This is a genomic window from Myroides albus, assembly GCF_009711045.1.
Classification (GTDB): domain Bacteria; phylum Bacteroidota; class Bacteroidia; order Flavobacteriales; family Flavobacteriaceae; genus Flavobacterium; species Flavobacterium album_A.
Map to the genome: position 1 here is coordinate 148,514 of NZ_WMJX01000001.1, position 19,624 is coordinate 168,137.

Here is a 19,624-nt window from a genome sequence, read left to right on the forward strand (position 1 = left end):
ATATATTGCGTCTAACAGTTCTCGTAGATTTGTAATCCGTATGGAGTATAAATAGTTTTAGTATTTTTGTGAGTATAATATTTACTTATGCAAGTTTCCCCTTCTTTAGCGATTCAGATACAGACATTACCTGATCAACCAGGCGTTTATCAATACTATGATAAGGACGATAAGATATTGTATGTCGGTAAGGCAAAGAATCTAAAAAAGAGAGTTAGTTCTTATTTTAACAAGGTTCACGATAACGCGAAGACGAACGTATTAGTGAAGAAAATTGTGACCATAAAGCATATCGTCGTACCCACAGAGACGGATGCCTTATTGTTGGAGAATAATTTGATTAAAAGACTTCAACCGCGCTATAATGTATTGCTTAAAGATGACAAGAGTTATCCTTGGATTTGCATAAAAAGAGAGCCCTTTCCCCGTGTTTTTATGACCAGGAGAATGGTTAAGGATGGATCTGAGTATTTTGGACCATATACAAATATTAAGACCGTACACACTTTGATTGATTTAATCAAAGAGTTGTATCCTTTGCGTACTTGTACTTTAGATTTGACATCGAGTAATATTCGTTCTGGTAAGTTTAAAGTTTGTTTAGAATATCATATTGGAAATTGTATGGGACCCTGTGAGGGCTATGAAACGGAGCAACAGTATGAAAAGAAAATTTTAGAAATCCGCGATATTTTAAAGGGTAATTTCAAAGAGAGTTTAAAAGGGTTCAAATCCTATATGCTTGAATTAGCTTCGGATTTAAGGTTCGAGGAAGCTCAAAAGGTGAAAGATAAAATAGACTTGTTGGAAAATTATCAATCCAAATCGACTATTGTCAATCCTAAAATTAGCAATGTTGATGTTTTTAGCATCATTTCTGACGAATCTGCAGCCTATGTCAATTTTTTGCAAGTGTCTTATGGGGCTATTATTCGATCACATACTATGGAGTTGAAGAAGAAGTTAGACGAGACCGATGTAGAGTTGCTTGAACTGGCTATTACGGAGATGAGAACGCGTTTTAATTTGAATTCAAAAGAGATTATCGTTCCGTTTGAGGTTGAGGTGGCAGATAGTATAAAAGTGACTGTACCCAAATTAGGTGATAAGAAACAGCTGTTAGATTTGTCTGAACGCAATGCTAAATATTACCGTGTTGACTTGATGAAGCAGATTAAAATTGTCGATCCAGAACGCCATGTAAATCGAATAATGCAACAAATGCAAAAGGATTTGCGCTTGAATCGCGAACCAAGGCATATTGAATGTTTTGATAACTCGAATATTCAAGGGACAAATCCCGTTTCTGCTTGTGTTGTATTTAAAGATGGAAAGCCAAGCAAAAAGGATTACAGACACTTTAATGTGAAGACTGTAGTTGGGCCAAATGACTATGACACAATGGAGGAAATCGTTTATCGCCGTTATAAAAGGGTGATTGAAGAAGGCGAGGCATTACCGGATTTGATTGTCATAGATGGAGGTAAGGGACAATTAGGTGTCGCATTAAAAAGTCTTGAGAAGCTCGGAATTAGAGGAAAAGTTCCTATTATTAGTTTGGCAGAGCGATTAGAGGAGATTTTTTATCCTGGAGACAGCATTCCGATGTATTTAGACAAGCGTTCTGAAACGATGAAAGTAATAATTCACCTTCGAGATGAAGCGCATCGATTTGGGCTTACCTTTCACCGCAATCAACGCAGTAAAAATGCGATCACGAGTATATTGGATAATATACCAGGAATAGGTGAAAAGACAAAAGTAACATTGATGAATCATTTTAAATCTACCAAAAAGATTAAAGAAGCTTCAGAAGAAGAGTTAGAAAAGGTGGTAGGAAAATCAAAAACTAAACTATTAATTGAATATTTTAAAGTAAATTAGCGCTCAAAATGAGCAATATATGAAAAAAATATACCTATTTGTTTTACTTTTTCTGTTGGGTTCCGCAGGAGTTAAAGCCCAGAATGATACGTTGACAAATCACAAGCCTAAAATAGGACTTGTTTTAAGTGGAGGAGGTGCGAAAGGGTTAGCACATATTGGGGTGTTGAAAGTTTTGGAAAGAGAAGGGATAAAGGTAGACTATGTTGCAGGTACGAGTATGGGTGCAATTGTTGGAGGACTTTATGCTGCAGGGTATACTTCTTCGGAGCTGGATTCCATTTTTAACTCAATTGATGTGTCGGCTCTTATAAAGGATTATATTCCTCGTATTTCCAAGTCATTCTATGAAAAGAAGAATGACGAAATATACGCTTTGACGCTGCCATTTAACAATTTTAAAATAGGTTTTCCAAAAGCTTTATCACGTGGGATGTACAATTATAACTTGATGAATAAGTTGTTGGCACATGTCCGTCATATAAGAGATTTTAGCGAATTAAAGACCCCGTTTTTATGTATTGCTACAGATGCTGAGACAGGGGAGGCGGTTGTATTAGATAAAGGGTATCTGCCCCAAGCTATTTTGGCCAGTGGTGCTTTTCCTTCATTATTTGCGCCAGTAGAGATCGACGGTCGATTTTTAATTGACGGAGGAGTTGTTAATAACTACCCACTTCACGAGCTTAAGAAGATGGGGGCTGAGGTTATTATCGGGGTTGATGTGCAAGATGGTTTGAAAACGAGTGAAGAGATGGAAGGCGCTCCAGATTTGTTATTGCAGATTTCAAATTTCTCGACAATCAACCAAATGAACGCTAAAAAGCCTTTTACGAATATTTATATTAAACCTGATATTGTAGGGTATTCTGTGGTATCTTTTGACTCCGGTGAGGTGATTATTAAAAGAGGAGAGGAAGCGACAGAAAAGGTGATAGATGAACTTAGAGCGATAGGTGGTACTCCAAAAGTAAAGGAGAATCACTATGTTGAGAAATACACTGACTCTCTGAATATAAAAGATATTAATATTGATGGTTTAAGCAAGTACACTCAGCGTTATGTTCACGGTAAGCTTGGTTTTAAGCCATTTAGCAAAGTTTCTTTTGATCAGTTAGACAAGGGGATTACACAATTGAACGGAACAGAAAACTTCAGTAGCATTTCCTATAAGTTTAATCGCAGTACTACTGGAGAAGGAGATGACTTAGATATGGATCTTGTAGAGAATCCGGTGAATCGCTATTTAAAATTAGGGGTGCATTATGACGCTTTGTATAAAGCAGCTGCATTAGTAAATGTTACACAGAAGAAGCTATTCTTGAAAAGTGACGTTGCCTCGATTGATTTAGCTCTTGGCGATAATGTGCGATATAATTTTAATTATTTTGTCGATAACGGTTTTTATTGGAGTGTTGGAATCAATTCAAAGTACAATAAGTTTAGTCGAGATTTACCTTATAGCATGATGGTAGAAGCAACAGGCGGGGATCTTGATATAGATGGTGCTCCAAGTAAGTTCAATGTCGATTATGCAGATCTTGAAAACAGGTTGTACTTTCAGACTTTTTATCAACAAAAGTATTTGTTAAGCGTTGGATTTGAGCATAGATATTTAGATATAAAGAGTAAGACCTTAAGGCAAGAAGATGCGCGTTTTGACGCGAGTCATTATTTGGGAGGTTTTGTAAATGTCTTAGTTGATACCTATGACAATATGTATTTTCCTCGCAGCGGTTTTCTGTTGAAGGGAGAGTATAGGAATTTCTTCCTTTCCAGTGATTTTAGAGATAATTTTAAGAACTTTTCTACTATAACTGGTCAAGTAGGGTATGCAACGCGCATAACGGACAAATTAGCGATTGATTTAAAATCAAGATTAGGTGCAGTAATCGGAAATCTACCGAGCTTTGGATTTGGATATGCTTTGGGAGGCTATGGTTTTGCAGATCGCGATAATTTGATTCCATTCTATGGATATGATTTGTTGGGGATTGGAGGAGATTCATTTATTGCTGGTACCATACAGTTAGATTATGAAATTTTTAAAAAGCACCACATCAATTTTTCAGCAAACTACGCTAATGCAGGAGAAGATATTTTTTCAACTTCGAATTGGTTTTCGAAGATTAAATACTCTGGATATGCTGTAGGATATGGTATGCAAACCGTTTTGGGACCAATCGAAGCAAAATTTACGTATTCGCCTGATACGGGTCGAACTTACACAGTATTTGCCGTTGGTTTTTGGTTTTAGAAGAAGATTCAATGATGAAATTATAATTTTCGGGGCATTTGGTTTTACCAAGTGCCCCTTTTTTGTGATATAGTTAATGTTGAGGTATTAAAATTGTGGTATGTGAAATAATATTTGGATAAAAATTTGCATAAGATAAAATTATTTCGATATTTGTGATATTATGAAAATACAATGGGACGGTTTATTGGCTTATTTAAAGTTCCTCATCAAGAGAAATCCTGAATGAGGTAACATTACTTTTATATTATCTATTACCAACCAAAAAATATAAATAAGTATGCCTTTATATCATCAATTAGGGAAAGTTCCCCCTAAACGTCACACCATTTTCCGAAAAGAGAATGGGGACTTGTACTACGAACAATTATTCGGTACCATTGGATTTGACGGAATGTCTACCAATATGTACCATGTACACCGACCTACACAGGTAAAGAAGATTTTGGGGCAGTATAGTGTTGCGCCAAAAGTAGCCAAATCAAATAATATTCAATCTTATCGTTTTAGAGGGTTTGAAGTTCGACCGGAGGATGATTTTTTAGAAAGCCGTAAAGCTGTCTTGACCAATAGCGACTGTACCATTGTTTTGGCTGCTCCTAAGAAATCAACTGAGGATTACTTTTATAAAAATACGGATTCAGATGAGTTAATCTTTGTTCATCGTGGCACGGGAACGTTGCGCACCATGTTGGGTAACTTAAAATTTGAATACGGAGATTACCTATTAATTCCCCGTGGAATAATTTATAAAATGGACTTTGATACGCAGGACAATAGATTGTTTATTGTCGAGTCGCGTAGGCCTATTTACACACCGAAAAGATACCGCAATTGGTTTGGACAACTACTTGAACATTCACCTTTTTGTGAACGCGATATTCGCAGACCAGATAAACTTGAAACACACGATGAAAAAGGTGATTTCTTGATTAAGGTACGCAAACAAGATGAGATATTTGATATGATCTATGCTACACATCCATTTGATGTCGTGGGATATGATGGTTATAATTATCCATATGCTTTTTCTATTCACGATTTTGAACCTATTACAGGGAGGATTCACCAACCACCTCCTGTGCATCAAACATTCGAAACCGATGCCTTTGTAATTTGTTCATTTGTGCCAAGACTATATGACTATCATCCAGAAGCGATACCTGCACCATATAATCATTCAAACATAGATAGTGATGAAGTTCTCTATTATGTAGATGGTGATTTTATGAGTAGAAATGATATTGCTGCGGGACATATTTCACTTCATCCTGCCGGAATCCCTCATGGACCACACCCTGGTGCGGCAGAGCGATCTATTGGTAAAGTTAGCACGGAAGAGTTAGCCGTGATGGTTGATACATTTAAGCCATTGATGGTAACAGAAGAAGCGATGAAGATTGCTGATGAGCAATATTACCAGTCTTGGTTAGATCCAGAAAATTAAGAAAAACAACAACTTAAAAAACTATAAATTATGAGTAAAGAAGTCAAGTCTGTAGAATTTGGCTTGGAAAAAATATTTGAGGGAGCTCAAGATTTTTTGCCATTGTTAGGAACAGATTACGTTGAATTTATTGTTGGGAATGCGAAACAAGCAGCCCATTTTTATAAAACCGCTTTTGGTTTTCAGTCTTTAGCTTATGCAGGATTGGAAACGGGAGTGAGAGATAGAGCATCTTATGTATTAGTACAGGATAAAATACGCATTGTTTTGACTACTCCGTTGACTGCAGAATCTGAATTGAATAATCATATTGTACAACATGGAGATGGTGTAAAAGTCGTGGCTTTGTGGGTTGAAGATGCGCGTAAAGCTTATGAGGAAACAACAAGCCGTGGTGCGAAATCTTATTTGGAGCCAATCGTAGAGAAGGATGAATTTGGTGAAACCGTTAGAGCGGGTATATATACATACGGAGAAACGGTTCATATGTTTGTAGAACGCAAGAACTACAATGGTGTATTTTTGCCTGGTTTTGTAAAGTGGGAAACAGATTATAACCCTGAACCAGTAGGATTAAAATATGTCGATCACATGGTGGGAAATGTTGGTTGGAACCAAATGAATACTTGGGTAAAGTGGTATGAGGATGTCATGGGGTTTGTAAACTTCTTGTCTTTTGATGACAAACAAATTAATACTGAGTACTCTGCACTGATGAGTAAAGTAATGTCGAATGGAAATGGAAGGATTAAGTTTCCAATTAATGAACCTGCAGAGGGAATGAAAAAATCTCAAGTCGAGGAGTATCTTGACTTCTATAATGGGGCGGGGGTACAACATATTGCTGTAGCTACAGATGATATTATCAAGACAGTTGCTGCTATGAAGCGTAGAGGTGTTGAATTTTTATCAGCTCCACCGCAATCTTACTACGATATGATTCCCAATCGCTTAGGTGTTCACATGGACATGATGAAAGAAGATATTAAAGAATTGCAGAAGTTAGGCATAATGATTGATGCTGATGAGGAAGGTTATCTATTGCAAATATTTACAAAACCTGTAGAAGATAGACCGACATTGTTTTTTGAAATAATCCAAAGAATGGGTGCCCGCGGTTTTGGTGCTGGTAACTTTAAGGCGTTATTTGAATCAATTGAAAGGGAGCAAGAAAAGCGAGGAACCCTTTAAAATTCAGTTAATTAAAACTTAAAAAACCAACATTTGAGAACTATTAAGTTAAATGTAAGTTAAAGCTAATTATGAGTTGACTTGCTAATGAAAAAGTTATACATTTGCACTCGCAAAAATAAGGTCGTCATAAGCTTTATTTGAGTGTAATAAATTTTTCATAATTTATAGTTTTTTGGTTGGTTAATAGCATAAAAACTCAGTCATTTATTTGGCTGGGTTTTTTTGTTTGCTATTTTTGAATAAAATTAGAATCAACTATGAAAAAACTATTTCTTCTTCTTGTAATCTTCTTCCAAATTGGAAGTGTTGCAGCTCAGAAAAATGTAAAGGCATTTGACGCCGGTGAGTTTTTGAAGTTTCGTATCAGCTATGGAATTTTGAATGCGGGTATTGCAACATTGAAATTAACAGAGACCGTTCAGAATGGTGTTCCTGTATTTCATGCACAAGGAATTGGCTATACTACTGGAGTGCCAAAGATGTTTTTTAAAGTATATGATGATTATCAAAGTTATTTTGAACGCGATAAAGTGATCCCACATCGCTTTGTTCGAAAAATTGACGAAGGAGGATATACGAAGGATCAAGAAGGTTTTTTTGATTACAAATCCAATAAAGTTTTAGTGAAAGACTACGAAAAGTCTAAGGAGAATACTTATCCTATCGTGAAAAACGTACAGGATATTGTTTCTGCATTTTACTATTTGAGAAAATATCCCAAGTTGAATGAACTGAAAAAGAATGAATCAGTAGAAATTGATATGTTCTTTGATGGGGAGGTATTTCGATTTAAGTTGAAATATTTAGGAGAGGAGACTTTAAAGACTAATTTTGGAAAAATAAAAACACTAAAGTTTAGACCTTACGTTATGGCAGGTCGCGTTTTTAAGGAAAAGGAAAGTTTGACAGTATGGGTTTCGGCTGACAATAATAAAGTGCCTTTGCGAATTAAAGCCAGTTTAGCAGTAGGGTCTTTGAAAGCAGATTTGGAAGAGTTTAGTGGTTTAGTGTCGAAGTTGGAAGTTATAGGTAAATAGTTTATGGAACACGATAAAATGTTAGATGCGCTAAAGGATAAGTTTGGTGCTATTAATCAGAATTTAGATACGCATTTAGAAGGTCTGGTATATGCTAAGCCGCTTACCTATTGGGACTATATTCAAGTTGATTCTCTGTTGTCCCTGCAAACACAACGAACTACTGTGAAAGACGAAATGGTCTTTATCCTGTATCATCAAATAAATGAACTTTTGTTCAAAATGATTTTATGGGAGATTGATCAAGTGGGGAGTCAAGAAAACATAACAGCTGATTTTTTTGTCGAGCGTTTACAGCGTATCACACGTTATTTTGATATGCTTACTTCCTCTTTTGATATCATGGGGGATGGTATGGATCGAAATCAGTATATGCAATTTCGAACGACACTAACTCCAGCAAGTGGATTTCAGAGTGCTCAGTACCGTTTAATAGAGTTTGGCTCTACGGATTGGAGAAATTTGATTGATTTTCGCTTTAAAAGTACACTAAGTCAAAATATTTCAGAGGAGGATGCGTTAGAATTGATGTATTGGCAGGCAGCCGGTAAAGACTATAAGACAGGTAAAAAGTCATATTTGTTAGCTGAGTTTGAAAATAAGTACAAAAAAGTTTTCATTAATGCCATGAAAGATTATGAAAAAACAAATTTATGGCAGAAATTTGTTGAATTGCCTCAAGAAGTAAGAGATACCCCTTCTTTGATTGAGGCGATGAGGTATTATGATAGGACAGTTAATATTACTTGGGTAATGGGTCATTATAATGCTGCTTTAAAGTATTTGGAAGGACCAGAAGGTACCTCTGAAGCAACGGGAGGAAGCGATTGGAAGAAGTATATGTTGCCTCAATACCAAAAGCGAATTTTCTTTCCAGAACTTTGGTCTTCTGAGGAAATTGAGAATTGGGGAAAGTAAGTAAAAGTTAAGTTGAAAAAAAGATAGGGTTTGAAGCGAGTTTTTTGTGGTTTTTTGATGGTTTTATCTCTTTATGCTTGTAAAGAGAATAATAATAATGATGTTATAATTGAGGAGAGTGATAATTCGGAACATATTGATGAAGTAGTCGCTGAATTATATGGATTTAGTTTAAAGGATTTTGAAGTTGTCGATGATACGATTCGCAGTGGAGATAACCTTGGAAAGATATTTGGAGAGAATAATATTGGAGCTACTGAAGTTCACAATATCGTAACTAAAGTAAAAGATACGATTAATGTGCGTGGTATGCGTGTAGGACAGCCTTATTCTTTAGTGAAGTATAAAAATGATCCAGAGAAGTTAGCTGCATTTATATACCATCCGAGTATTGCTGGATATCAAGTGATAGATTTGCGCGATTCTATTACTGCATATACAATCACTTATCCTGTTACGATAAAACGAAGAACTATAGCGTCAACTATTGAAGGGTCTCTATCAATGAGTCTTCAGAAGGAGGGTGTGGATCAATCTTTGGCAACGCGAATGTCGCAGATTTTTGCATGGTCGATTGACTTTTTTAAGTTGCAACCAGATGATCGATTTGCTGTTACGATTGAGGAAAAGTATATCAATGATACTGTGTATGTTGGTATTTCAAAAATTGATGCTGCGTACTTTAATTACAGAGGTAAGGATTTATATTCATTCCCATATAAACGATCTGGTGCTAAGAGTACTGATTATTACGATGAAGAAGGTCGTCCAATGAAGAGTATGTTCTTGAAAGCTCCTTTGAAATTCTTTAGAATAACATCGCGATATACTAAGAATCGTTTTCACCCCGTACAAAAAAGATGGAAATCTCACAATGGTACTGATTATGCGGCTCCTACAGGAACACCTATTATGTCAACTGCTTCAGGAGTAGTTGAAAGAGCTGGTTATACTGCTGGGAATGGAAATTATGTAAAAGTTAGACATAACGGAACATATTCAACACAGTATCTACACATGTCAAAGATTTTAGTGAAAGTTGGTCAGTATGTTGACCAAGGGCAAACAATTGGTTTAGTTGGTAGTACTGGTTTAGCAACAGGCCCTCACGTTTGTTATAGATTTTGGAAAAATGGCGTGCAAGTAGATCCACTTTCACAAGTTTTACCTAATTCTGAACCAATGGATAAAAAAGATATACCGTCATTTAAAGAACATATCGTACCTTTGAAAGCAGAATTAGATAAGGTTATACAAACAAAATTTTTACAAGAGTAGTTACATGTTGAAAAGTGTTAATCCATCAAGAACAGATGCTTGGAAGAAGTTAAGTGAGCATTTTAAATCGATGGAATTTGTACAGATGCAGCATTTGTTTGCTGAAAATGCTGATAGAGTTAATGACTTTCATGTAAAATGGAATTCATTGTTGTTAGATTATTCAAAGAATAAGGTGACTGCAGAAACAATGAAGTTGCTGCTGGATTTAGCTAATGAAGTAGATTTAAAACAGTCTATAGAGGCTCTGTTTACGGGTGATAAGATTAATGTAACTGAAGATAGGGCGGTTCTTCATACTGTATCAAGAGATTTTTCTCAGCAACCTATTTTTGTCGACGGAGAGGATGTTTCAAAAGAGGTTTACAAGACAAGAGAAAAGATAAAGTTATTTTCGAATGATGTCATTTCAGGCAGGTATCTTGGAGCTACAGGTAAGGCAATAACAGATGTTATAAATATCGGTATAGGTGGATCTGATTTGGGGCCAAAGATGGTTGTCGAGGCATTGGATAATTATAGTAATCAGCTCAACGTTCACTTTGTATCGAATATAGATGATGATTATTTGTTTCCTCTATTGGCAAAACTAAATGCTGAAACTACTTTGGTTTTGGTTGTATCTAAAACATTTACTACGCAAGAAACAATTGAAAATGCTAAGCATGTCAAAGCTTGGTTAGATTCAAATATTATAGGGAGTGTTGAACAGCACTTTGTTGCTGTAACTTCTGCCAATCAAGAAGCGATTGCTTTTGGTATTAAAGAAACTAATATTTTCCCTATGTGGGATTTTATTGGGGGAAGATTTTCTTTATGGAGCTCAGTAGGTATTTCTATTTCTTTGGCTTTAGGGTATGACAATTATGAGCGATTGTTGAAGGGGGCTTATCAAATGGATACGCACTTTAGACAGTCTGATTTTGATCAAAATATTCCTGTTATTCTGGCATTGCTTAGTGTATGGTATAATAATTTCTATCAATACGAGACTGAAGCTATTGTGCCTTATAGCAGTTTACTACGCAGTCTGCCTGCTCACTTACAGCAGATGATCATGGAGAGCAATGGCAAGGATAAAACCAGAGAAGGTCAGCCTGTAAATTATCAAACAGGTACTTTGATATGGGGAGAAGTTGGAGCTACAGCCCAACACGCATTTTTCCAATTATTTCATCAGGGTACGAAGGTTGTTCCTATTGACTTTATTGGATTTATAAAACCATTTCACGACAAGGACAAGACAAACCACGATATATTGATGTCTAATTTTTTTGGACAAACTGAAGCTTTGTTAAAAGGGAAGCGCGGTCGAAAAAGGCAAGAAGGCGAATTAGAAATGTTGAGGAATTTCAGAGATTTTGAAGGAAATAAGCCAACAAATACCTTTTTGTTTGAACAGTTGACCCCTGAAACTTTAGGTCAGATTATTGCAATGTATGAACACAAGACTTTTGTTCAGGGAATTATTTGGAACATTTTTAGCTTTGATCAATTTGGCGTGGAGTATGGAAAAGTTTTAGCAAAGAATATTCAGGAGGAGATAAAGTCAAAAAAAGTCAGTGAGCACGACTGTTCTACAAGCTTCTTAATCAACTATTATTTATCGAATTAGGATTTAGAATTTTTCTAAATAGAAGTAAAAAGTTAAAATTAATGTCTACATAACATTAAGGTTATATGTTTTTGTACATTTGTTGCGAAAAAAATAATTTATCACTTACACTTTTACAATGAAAAATTTGAAGAACTGGATGCTATCTTGCGTAGTTGTACTCGCATCAGCATCTGCACTTTCACAAAACAAAGTAACAGGTATTGTAGTAGACCATGAGTTTAAACAAGGTTTACCAGGTTCTACAGTATTAGTTAAAGGTAGTCAAAATGGTACATCGACAGGAATGGATGGAGATTTTGAACTAAATGTTTCAAAAGACAGTGGTGAGATTACGATCTCTTTCATTGGATTTAAAACAAAAACAGTACCTTTTAAAGTTGGGGCTGACAATAAAATTAACTTGGGAACAATTGTTCTAAACGCAGATGAAAATATGCTTGAGGACATTGTTATTATGGGAGTTGCTGACGTAGCAAAAGACCGTAAGACACCAGTAGCTGTTTCTACAATTAAAGCTTCTGTTATTCAAGAAAAACTTGGTTCTCAAGAGTTTCCTGAAATTTTAAACACTACTCCATCAGTGTATGCTTCTCAAGGAGGAGGAGGATTTGGAGATTCTAAAATTAATATCCGTGGATTTGACCAAAAGAACGTTGCTGTATTAGTTAATGGTATGCCTGTTAACGATATGGAAGGTGGTTCTGTGTATTGGTCTAACTGGGCTGGTGCTCAAGATGTGGCTTCAGCAGTACAAGTACAACGTGGATTAGGATCTTCTAAAATTGCTATTTCTTCTGTAGGAGGTACAATGAATATCTTGACAAAAACGTCTGATATGAAAGAAGGAGGTTCATTATCTGCTGGTATCGGTAATGATAACTATTTCAAAGGATCAGCTTCGTATAATACAGGAATTTTAGATAACGGATTGTCTGCTTCTATCTTGATGTCTTATACAAGAGGTGATGGTTATGTTCAAGGGACAGATTTCGAAAGTGTTGCTTATTTCTTAGGTTTAGGGTATAGATCAAAAGATAGTAAACACAATGTACAGTTTACTTTTACAGGTGCAAATCAATGGCACAATCAAAGAAGTACTAACCCAACAATTGAAGATTACTTAAAGTATAGTGGAGACGGTAAGCCAAATAGAAGATATAATCCTGATTATGGAACGTATAATGGAGAAGGTTATTCTTGGGCTCGTAACTTCTATAACAAACCAGTAGCTTCATTAAACTGGGATTATAAAATTAATGATATTTTTACTTTGAATACTGTTGCTTATGGTTCTTGGGGCCGTGGAGGAGGAAATGGTTCAATTGGTAAAATCAACGGTAAAAGCCAAAGAGATGCAATGTTTAAGGACATGTACGGTAATATTCGTTTCGATGATATCGCTGCTTGGAACTCAGGAAAGCATGTAGCAGATTTTGGAGCTGATAAAAAGCGTATCAACGGAGAGTATTATTCTGATAAAAACAATGGTTTTGTTCGTCGTACAAGTGTAAATTCACATGACTGGTATGGAACTGTGATGAACTTAAACGCTAAAGTTAACGAGAATTGGAATTTTGATATTGGAGTTGATGCTCGTACTTATGTTGGATACCACTTCCAAGTTTTAGATGATTTATTAGGTGCACAAGGGTATGTGGATGTTGAACACAAAACTGATGGACAAAGAGTTATTTCTTCTACTTATAACAGTAAAGCTCCTGCTAATCCTTGGGTTGATTGGAGTAAAAGAGATAAAGTTGCTTATGACAATGACGGTAACGTTAAATGGTTAGGTGGATTTGGTCAAGTAGAGTACAGCAAAGACAATTTAACTGTGTTTGTTCAAGGGTCTATCTCAAATCAGTGGTTCAGAAGAATTGACTATATGAGATATAATAGAAATGAAGCTGAAGGTGCTGATACATATAAAACTTCTTGGAAAAGTCTTTCAGGAGGTAGTGTAAAAGGAGGTTTTAACTACAATATTAACGAGAACCACAATGTGTTCGTTAACTCTGGGTACTTCTCTCGTCAGCCATTTATGAACAATGGTGTTTATATCAATAATAGCAATGATATTAACCCAAGTTTGAAAAATGAAAAGATTTTTGGATTAGAGTTAGGGTATGGTTTGCGTCTTGATAACTTCAGAGCTAACCTTAACTTATACCGCACATCTTGGAAAGATAGAATTCAACGTGTATTTGAAAGAGATATCTTTGGTGTAGGAAAAGATGGTGTACAGACTCCAGGTTATGCTAACCTTTATGGAATTGAACAAGTACACGTGGGAATGGAACTTGACTTTATTTATAATCCAATTGATCGTTTAGATATTACAGGATCTTTATCTTGGGGAGATTGGCAATATAAAGGTAATGTTTCTGCAGATTTCTTAGATGAGGGAACTAATCAACCAATTCTTGATCCAAATACAAATGCTCCAATGAACAAGACTTTATACTTAGATGGTGTTAAAGTTGGTGATGCACCACAGTTTATCTTCAATTTAGGAGCAGCTTATGAAATTTTACCAGGATTAAAAGTAGATGGTAACTTCCGTTACAATGATAAATTCTATGCAGCTATTAATCCAAATGACTTTGGTACTTCAAAACATAAAGGATCTATTAAGTTACCTGCATTCAATTTATTTGATGCTGGATTATCTTATAAAATGGAAGTAGGAAAAGAAAAACAAAATAGCGTTACTATGCGTGTAAACGTAAACAACGTATTTGATACTACTTATATTTCTTATTCAAGAACTAATATTCACGAAGGTGATTCAAAAGCAACAGGTAACAACTGGAAAGGTGTTGACACTGCTAACGAAGTTTTCTTCGGAAACGGTAGAGCTTGGAACTTTACATTGCGTTATAACTTCTAAGAGTTATACAAAATATATCATAAAAAAGGAGGTCAGTAATGATCTCCTTTTTTTATTGTGTAATTTAGAGAGGTAAATGATAAGTAAATTATGAGTAAATATAGATTAGGTAAATCGGACTTAATGGTTCCAAGGTTGTCGTTTGGGGGCAATGTATTTGGTTGGACATTAGATGAAAGGGAATCATTTCGGATGTTAGATCAGCTTTTTGATAATGACTTGGTATTCATAGATACGGCAAATAATTATTCTCATTGGGTAACAGGAAATTCAGGAGGCGAATCAGAAACTATAATAGGTAAGTGGTTAAAGCAAAATAAACGTCGTCACGACATTGTGCTATCTACTAAAGTAGGAGGAAGTATGAAAGGCGTTGAACGTGGTTTATCAACAAAACAGATCATAGAGGGTGTTGATGCTTCCCTAAAGAGATTAAACACAGACTATATCGATTTGTATTTCTCTCATCACGATGATTTGGGTACAAGTGTTGAAGAGACGATGAATGCTTTTAATGACTTAGTAAGAGCAGGTAAAGTTAGATATCTTGGTGCATCTAACTTGGAGGTTGACCGCATACAAAGTAGTAACTCTATTGCCAGAGATAAAGGCTGGTCTGAGTATATTGCGCTCCAGCCATTGTATAACCTTTATGACCGCCAGAAGTATGAGCAAGAGTATATTGACTTTGTTACACAAGATAAGCTGGCTGTAATGCCTTATTTTGCCTTAGCGAGTGGCTTCTTAAGTGGGAAGTACCAATCATTAAAAGATATTGAAGGTAGTTCGAGAGGAGAAATGGTTAAGGGATATATCAATGAAAGGGGACTTCGCATAATCGCTCAATGCGAGGATGTAGCAAAGCAGCATAATGCAACAATTGCAGAAATAGCGATTGCGTGGCAATTACATCAACCAACAATAAGTACTCCCATAGTGAGTGCTACTTCTGATAAACAATTGAACAGTTTGTTTAAGGCATTAGAAATTGCGCTAACAAGTGATGAATTAGTGTTGTTAGATAAAGCAAGTGAATATTAGGTGATTTCGAATAATACCATATTGGATAGCAAAATAATAAAGGGATGCGTACTGTGTCCCTTTGTTGTTTATTATTCTCTTAAAAACTAATATTCTACTGAAGTGAATTAATTATTCTTTTATTTTTAGTTTTCGTATAGTAGTACAAAAGTATGATCATATCATATAAATAGATTATCAAAGCGATACCAGATAAGATATGTATAACGATACTCAAGGGATAATCTATGGATTCTTCAGTTACAGACTGATAAAGGGTTATATTAGTATAGATGATAAGTGCAGCTAAAGGAGTGTAAAATAGTGGTTTAAATAAGTAGATATACAATAGATAAATAAACTTAAACTTCGTACTTAATAGCTTTCTGAGTTTAGACATTAAGAAAAAAACAACTAACAATCCAAAACCTATCTGAATTATCAGGTATATTTGGGTTTCCAAATCAAAGACATAAGTTTCTTGACTGAAAGGATTTTGGTAATAAGTTATCTGTTTGCCTGTTTTGTAGAAATCGTATTCGTTAGAATCTACTTTGTGTTTTATGTATTCCCCTTTCTCATTGAGTAGACCTATATGTTTCTCAATCTCTCTCCTATTTTGTTTTATATCTTGTACTGTTCCTTTTAATTTGTCATAAGAGGTAATTGCTATGATATGCTTACCTAATGGCATTTCTGAAGAAGAAATCATATTGACAAATGCCATCGGAAAGTGACGATAGGGATATAGTACAAAGATTAAGAATAAAACTAACGCAATAAGTGGAATCTTCTTGATAATATATTTTTTCATATTTAGGAAATGAGCTTATTTGTCTTTTTTAGCTTCTGAGATATAGAGATAAAGCTTAATAATAAAGACTATGTATAGGATACTTCCAAAGAATGTAACTAAATATATTGGTATCCTATCTCCATTTTCTACCCTATTGGCCAGATCGATATTGAGATATATTAACAAAAGCATTAGACAAGTAAATGTAGGAAGTCTAAGTATATATTGAACACCTACAATTATAAGACTTCCATAGCGTCCTTTTAACGAGGTGGACATTTTACCAATAGAGTAAAGAACTAATTGAATAACTGCGAGTTGTATTAGTATGTCAGTTTGCTGATCATAATCGAATATATATTGCTTACTTGTTTTGGTATCGCGATATAAGTTTACTTGATCTCCTAATTGATAGTAATTTATACCGTCTCTAACTGTTACATATTCGAAAACCTCTTGATCAGCTGTTTGCAGTTTTAAAGTAACCTGTTCTGGTTGATACGAAAATACAGTTATATCAGATTCTATTCTCCCTTTTGCAATAATTGTCGTTTCATACTTTTTGTAAGTAACCATTTTCTTTATAGCTGTTGGTATAGCTGATTCTGTTGAAAAGAACTCCTTGTATACTTTATACATAAAAGGTGCAGTATCCTTTAATAAATAGTAAAGAAATACACCTACAGCAAGAAGGAAAATATATTTAAAAAACTTCAATGTTAAATTTGTATATATAGTTTATTTAATTGAAGTTAAAAGTAGTTATTATAATTTAATTTATAAAAAAAAACGAACAACTTAAATTGTTGTTCGTTTTATATTTAGAAATAAATTCTTTTAATTGATTGTTGCTCCGTTTTGAACCTTGTCTTCGTCAGGATTAACGAATACTAATTTACCATCTTGGTCTTCTGTCATTAGTATCATACCTTCACTTTCAACGCCTCTTAAAGCTCGTGGAGCAAGGTTTGCTAATACAGTGACTCTTTTGCCAATGATATCTTCAGGTTTAAAGTGTTCTGCAATTCCTGATACGATTGTACGAACATCCATACCAGTATCTACTTTTAATACTAAAAGCTTATTTGCTTTAGGCATTTTTTCTGCTTCTACAATGGTACCAACTCTCAAGTCTAATTTAGCAAAGTCTTCATAGACAGCTATGTCTTTTTGAGGCTCTACTGTTTTTGCAGCAGCGGCATTTGCTTTTTTAGAAGCTTCTAATCGGTCTAACTGTTTTTGTACTTCTTCATCTTCTATCTTAGCGAACAGTAATTCTGCCTGTCCAATAGTATGTCCTGCAGGAATTAATACCTTGTCTTCAGTAATAGTCTCCCATTTAATAGGAGTATCTATTTTTAGAATAGATTTCAGTTTATTAGCAGTGAATGGTAAGAACGGTTCAGCTAAAGTACTTAGTGCAGCAGCTATTTGTAAAGCTACATACATTTGAGTTTTTACTCTTTCTGGGTTCTCTTTGATTAGTTTCCATGGTTCTTCATCTGCTAAGTACTTATTACCAAGACGAGCTACATTCATCATCTCTGACAATGCCTCTCTGAATCTATAGCGTTCTACAGAACTTTCGATAACATTTGGATAAGCTCTTAATTCTGTCAATGTAGCAATATCTACATCAGAGAACTCATTCGGTTGAGGAATTACTCCTTCATAGTACTTGTTTGTTAATACTACCACACGGTTAATAAAGTTACCGAAGATAGCTACTAACTCATTGTTATTTCTTGCTTGGAAGTCTTTCCAAGTAAAGTCGTTGTCTTTTGTCTCAGGAGCATTAGATGTCAAGGCATAACGCAATACATCTTGTTTACCTGGGAAGTCTTCTAAGTACTCGTGTAGCCATACTGCCCAGTTTTTAGACGTAGATAGTTTGTTTCCTTCTAAGTTTAAGAACTCATTTGCAGGTACGTTATCTGGTAAGATATAGCTTCCTTCTGCTTTCAACATCGCAGGGAATATCACACAGTGGAATACAATATTATCTTTACCGATGAAGTGTACTAACTTCGTATCTTCAGATTTCCAATACGGTTCCCAATCTTTGCCTTCTCTTGCAGCCCATTCTTTAGTCGAAGAGATGTATCCGATAGGAGCGTCAAACCACACATAAAGAACTTTTCCTTCCGCACCTTCTACAGGTACAGGGATACCCCAATCCAAATCACGAGTTACAGCACGAGGCTTTAATCCATCTTCTAACCATGATTTTACTTGTCCGTATACATTAGGTTTCCAGTCATTTTTATGACCTTCTAATATCCACTCACGTAAGAATGTATCGTATTGGTCTAATGGTAAGAACCAGTGTTTTGTTGACTTTAAGACTGGTTTGGTTCCTGTGATTGTCGATTTAGGATTGATTAAATCTGTCGCATTTAATGAAGTACCACATTTTTCACATTGATCTCCATAAGCCTCTTCATTAGCACATTTAGGACAAGTACCTGTTACGAAACGGTCAGCTAAGAACTGATCAGCTTTCTCATCATATAATTGTTCTGTAACTTCTTCTATGAATTTACCTTCATTGTATAACTTCTTGAAGAACTCAGAAGCTGTTTGATGGTGGATCGAAGATGAAGTACGAGAGTAATTGTCTAATGAAATACCAAAATCGATAAAAGACTGCTTGATAATACCATTGTATTTATCAATTACTTGTTGAGGAGTAATTCCTTCTTTTTTCGCTTTCATAGAAATAGCTACTCCATGTTCATCACTTCCACATATAAAAGCGACATCTTTTCCTTGCAGTCGCAAAAATCTCGCATAAATATCAGCAGGTACATATACACCAGCTAAGTGCCCAATATGGATAGGACCATTTGTATAGGGTAATGCTGCTGTAATCGTATATCTTTTAGGATCTTGTATCATATATCATTACTGTTAATCTCAAACGAATTAAATAAGAATGCAAAAATAAGCATTCAGAATGGAATTAATGAATTTTATTTAGCTTTAAACACGTCATTTGCAAATAAAAAAGATCTTCTGTAAGGAAGATCTTTTGTGTTATTTATTCTTTTCTTGCTGGATCATTTGTTTCATATCATTGCTTACTTCAAATCGTTTATTTGACGAAGAAGAGCTGTTTTCACTTGTTCCATGCATTGGTATTTCAACTTTTTTATCATCTTGCTTAACAGAATGCTCTTTAGTTTGAGTTGTATCTCCACTCTCTTGTTTTTTGTCATTGCACGAAAGAGTCACAAGAGATACTGAGGCAATAAAAAGTAATTTTTTGTATGACATCATGTATTG

General features: G+C 35.1%; 14 protein-coding genes. 10 read left to right on the forward strand and 4 right to left on the reverse strand.

What is annotated here, in order from left to right:
* Positions 1 to 87 precede the first annotated feature (87 nt).
* The 10 genes from uvrC to GJV76_RS00680 all read left to right on the forward strand — a co-directional run bounded on the left by uvrC (position 88) and on the right by GJV76_RS00680 (position 15,564).
* On the forward strand, positions 88 to 1,884 hold the full coding sequence (gene uvrC, locus GJV76_RS00635; protein WP_155090709.1) for an excinuclease ABC subunit UvrC: 1,797 nt from the start codon (positions 88 to 90) through the stop codon (positions 1,882 to 1,884).
* A gap of 19 nt (positions 1,885 to 1,903) precedes the next feature.
* Complete coding sequence (locus tag GJV76_RS00640; RefSeq protein ID WP_155090710.1) at positions 1,904 to 4,141, forward strand: patatin-like phospholipase family protein; 2,238 nt, start codon at positions 1,904 to 1,906, stop codon at positions 4,139 to 4,141.
* Between the two features lie 280 nt (positions 4,142 to 4,421).
* Entirely contained in the window at positions 4,422 to 5,588 is a 1,167-nt protein-coding gene (locus GJV76_RS00645) for a homogentisate 1,2-dioxygenase (RefSeq protein ID WP_155090711.1), read from the forward strand.
* A gap of 30 nt (positions 5,589 to 5,618) precedes the next feature.
* Positions 5,619 to 6,779 carry a 4-hydroxyphenylpyruvate dioxygenase gene (gene hppD, locus GJV76_RS00650; protein ID WP_155090712.1) on the forward strand — a complete coding sequence of 387 codons (1,161 nt, stop codon included), beginning with the start codon at positions 5,619 to 5,621 and terminating at the stop codon, positions 6,777 to 6,779.
* Positions 6,780 to 7,039: 260 nt separating this feature from the next.
* Entirely contained in the window at positions 7,040 to 7,819 is a 780-nt protein-coding gene (locus GJV76_RS00655) for a DUF3108 domain-containing protein (protein WP_155090713.1), read from the forward strand.
* Between the two features lie 18 nt (positions 7,820 to 7,837).
* Complete coding sequence (locus tag GJV76_RS00660; RefSeq protein ID WP_230381474.1) at positions 7,838 to 8,737, forward strand: tryptophan 2,3-dioxygenase family protein; 900 nt, start codon at positions 7,838 to 7,840, stop codon at positions 8,735 to 8,737.
* 30 nt (positions 8,738 to 8,767) lie between these two features.
* A complete protein-coding gene (locus tag GJV76_RS00665) occupies positions 8,768 to 10,015 on the forward strand; it encodes a M23 family metallopeptidase (protein ID WP_230381470.1) in 1,248 nt (415 codons plus the stop codon).
* 4 nt (positions 10,016 to 10,019) lie between these two features.
* Complete coding sequence (pgi, locus tag GJV76_RS00670) at positions 10,020 to 11,630, forward strand: glucose-6-phosphate isomerase (protein ID WP_155090715.1); 1,611 nt, start codon at positions 10,020 to 10,022, stop codon at positions 11,628 to 11,630.
* Positions 11,631 to 11,748: 118 nt separating this feature from the next.
* Positions 11,749 to 14,523 (forward strand): TonB-dependent receptor, encoded by a 2,775-nt coding sequence (locus tag GJV76_RS00675; RefSeq protein ID WP_155090716.1) that lies wholly within the window; start codon positions 11,749 to 11,751, stop codon positions 14,521 to 14,523.
* A 90-nt stretch (positions 14,524 to 14,613) separates the two neighbouring features.
* Positions 14,614 to 15,564, forward strand: a complete 951-nt coding sequence (locus tag GJV76_RS00680; RefSeq protein ID WP_155090717.1) for an aldo/keto reductase — start codon at positions 14,614 to 14,616, stop codon at positions 15,562 to 15,564.
* Between the two features lie 94 nt (positions 15,565 to 15,658).
* Here the strand turns inward: GJV76_RS00680 and GJV76_RS00685 are convergent, their stop codons facing one another.
* The 4 genes from GJV76_RS00685 to GJV76_RS00700 form a co-directional block, all read right to left on the reverse strand.
* Complete coding sequence (locus tag GJV76_RS00685; protein ID WP_155090718.1) at positions 15,659 to 16,357, reverse strand: hypothetical protein; 699 nt, start codon at positions 16,355 to 16,357, stop codon at positions 15,659 to 15,661.
* A 15-nt stretch (positions 16,358 to 16,372) separates the two neighbouring features.
* Positions 16,373 to 16,978 carry a hypothetical protein gene (locus GJV76_RS00690; protein WP_155090719.1) on the reverse strand — a complete coding sequence of 202 codons (606 nt, stop codon included), beginning with the start codon at positions 16,976 to 16,978 and terminating at the stop codon, positions 16,373 to 16,375.
* A 198-nt stretch (positions 16,979 to 17,176) separates the two neighbouring features.
* Positions 17,177 to 19,237, reverse strand: a complete 2,061-nt coding sequence (gene metG / locus GJV76_RS00695) for a methionine--tRNA ligase (RefSeq protein ID WP_155090720.1) — start codon at positions 19,235 to 19,237, stop codon at positions 17,177 to 17,179.
* Positions 19,238 to 19,375: 138 nt separating this feature from the next.
* Positions 19,376 to 19,618, reverse strand: a complete 243-nt coding sequence (locus GJV76_RS00700; RefSeq protein ID WP_155090721.1) for a hypothetical protein — start codon at positions 19,616 to 19,618, stop codon at positions 19,376 to 19,378.
* Between the last annotated feature and the right edge of the window lie 6 nt (positions 19,619 to 19,624).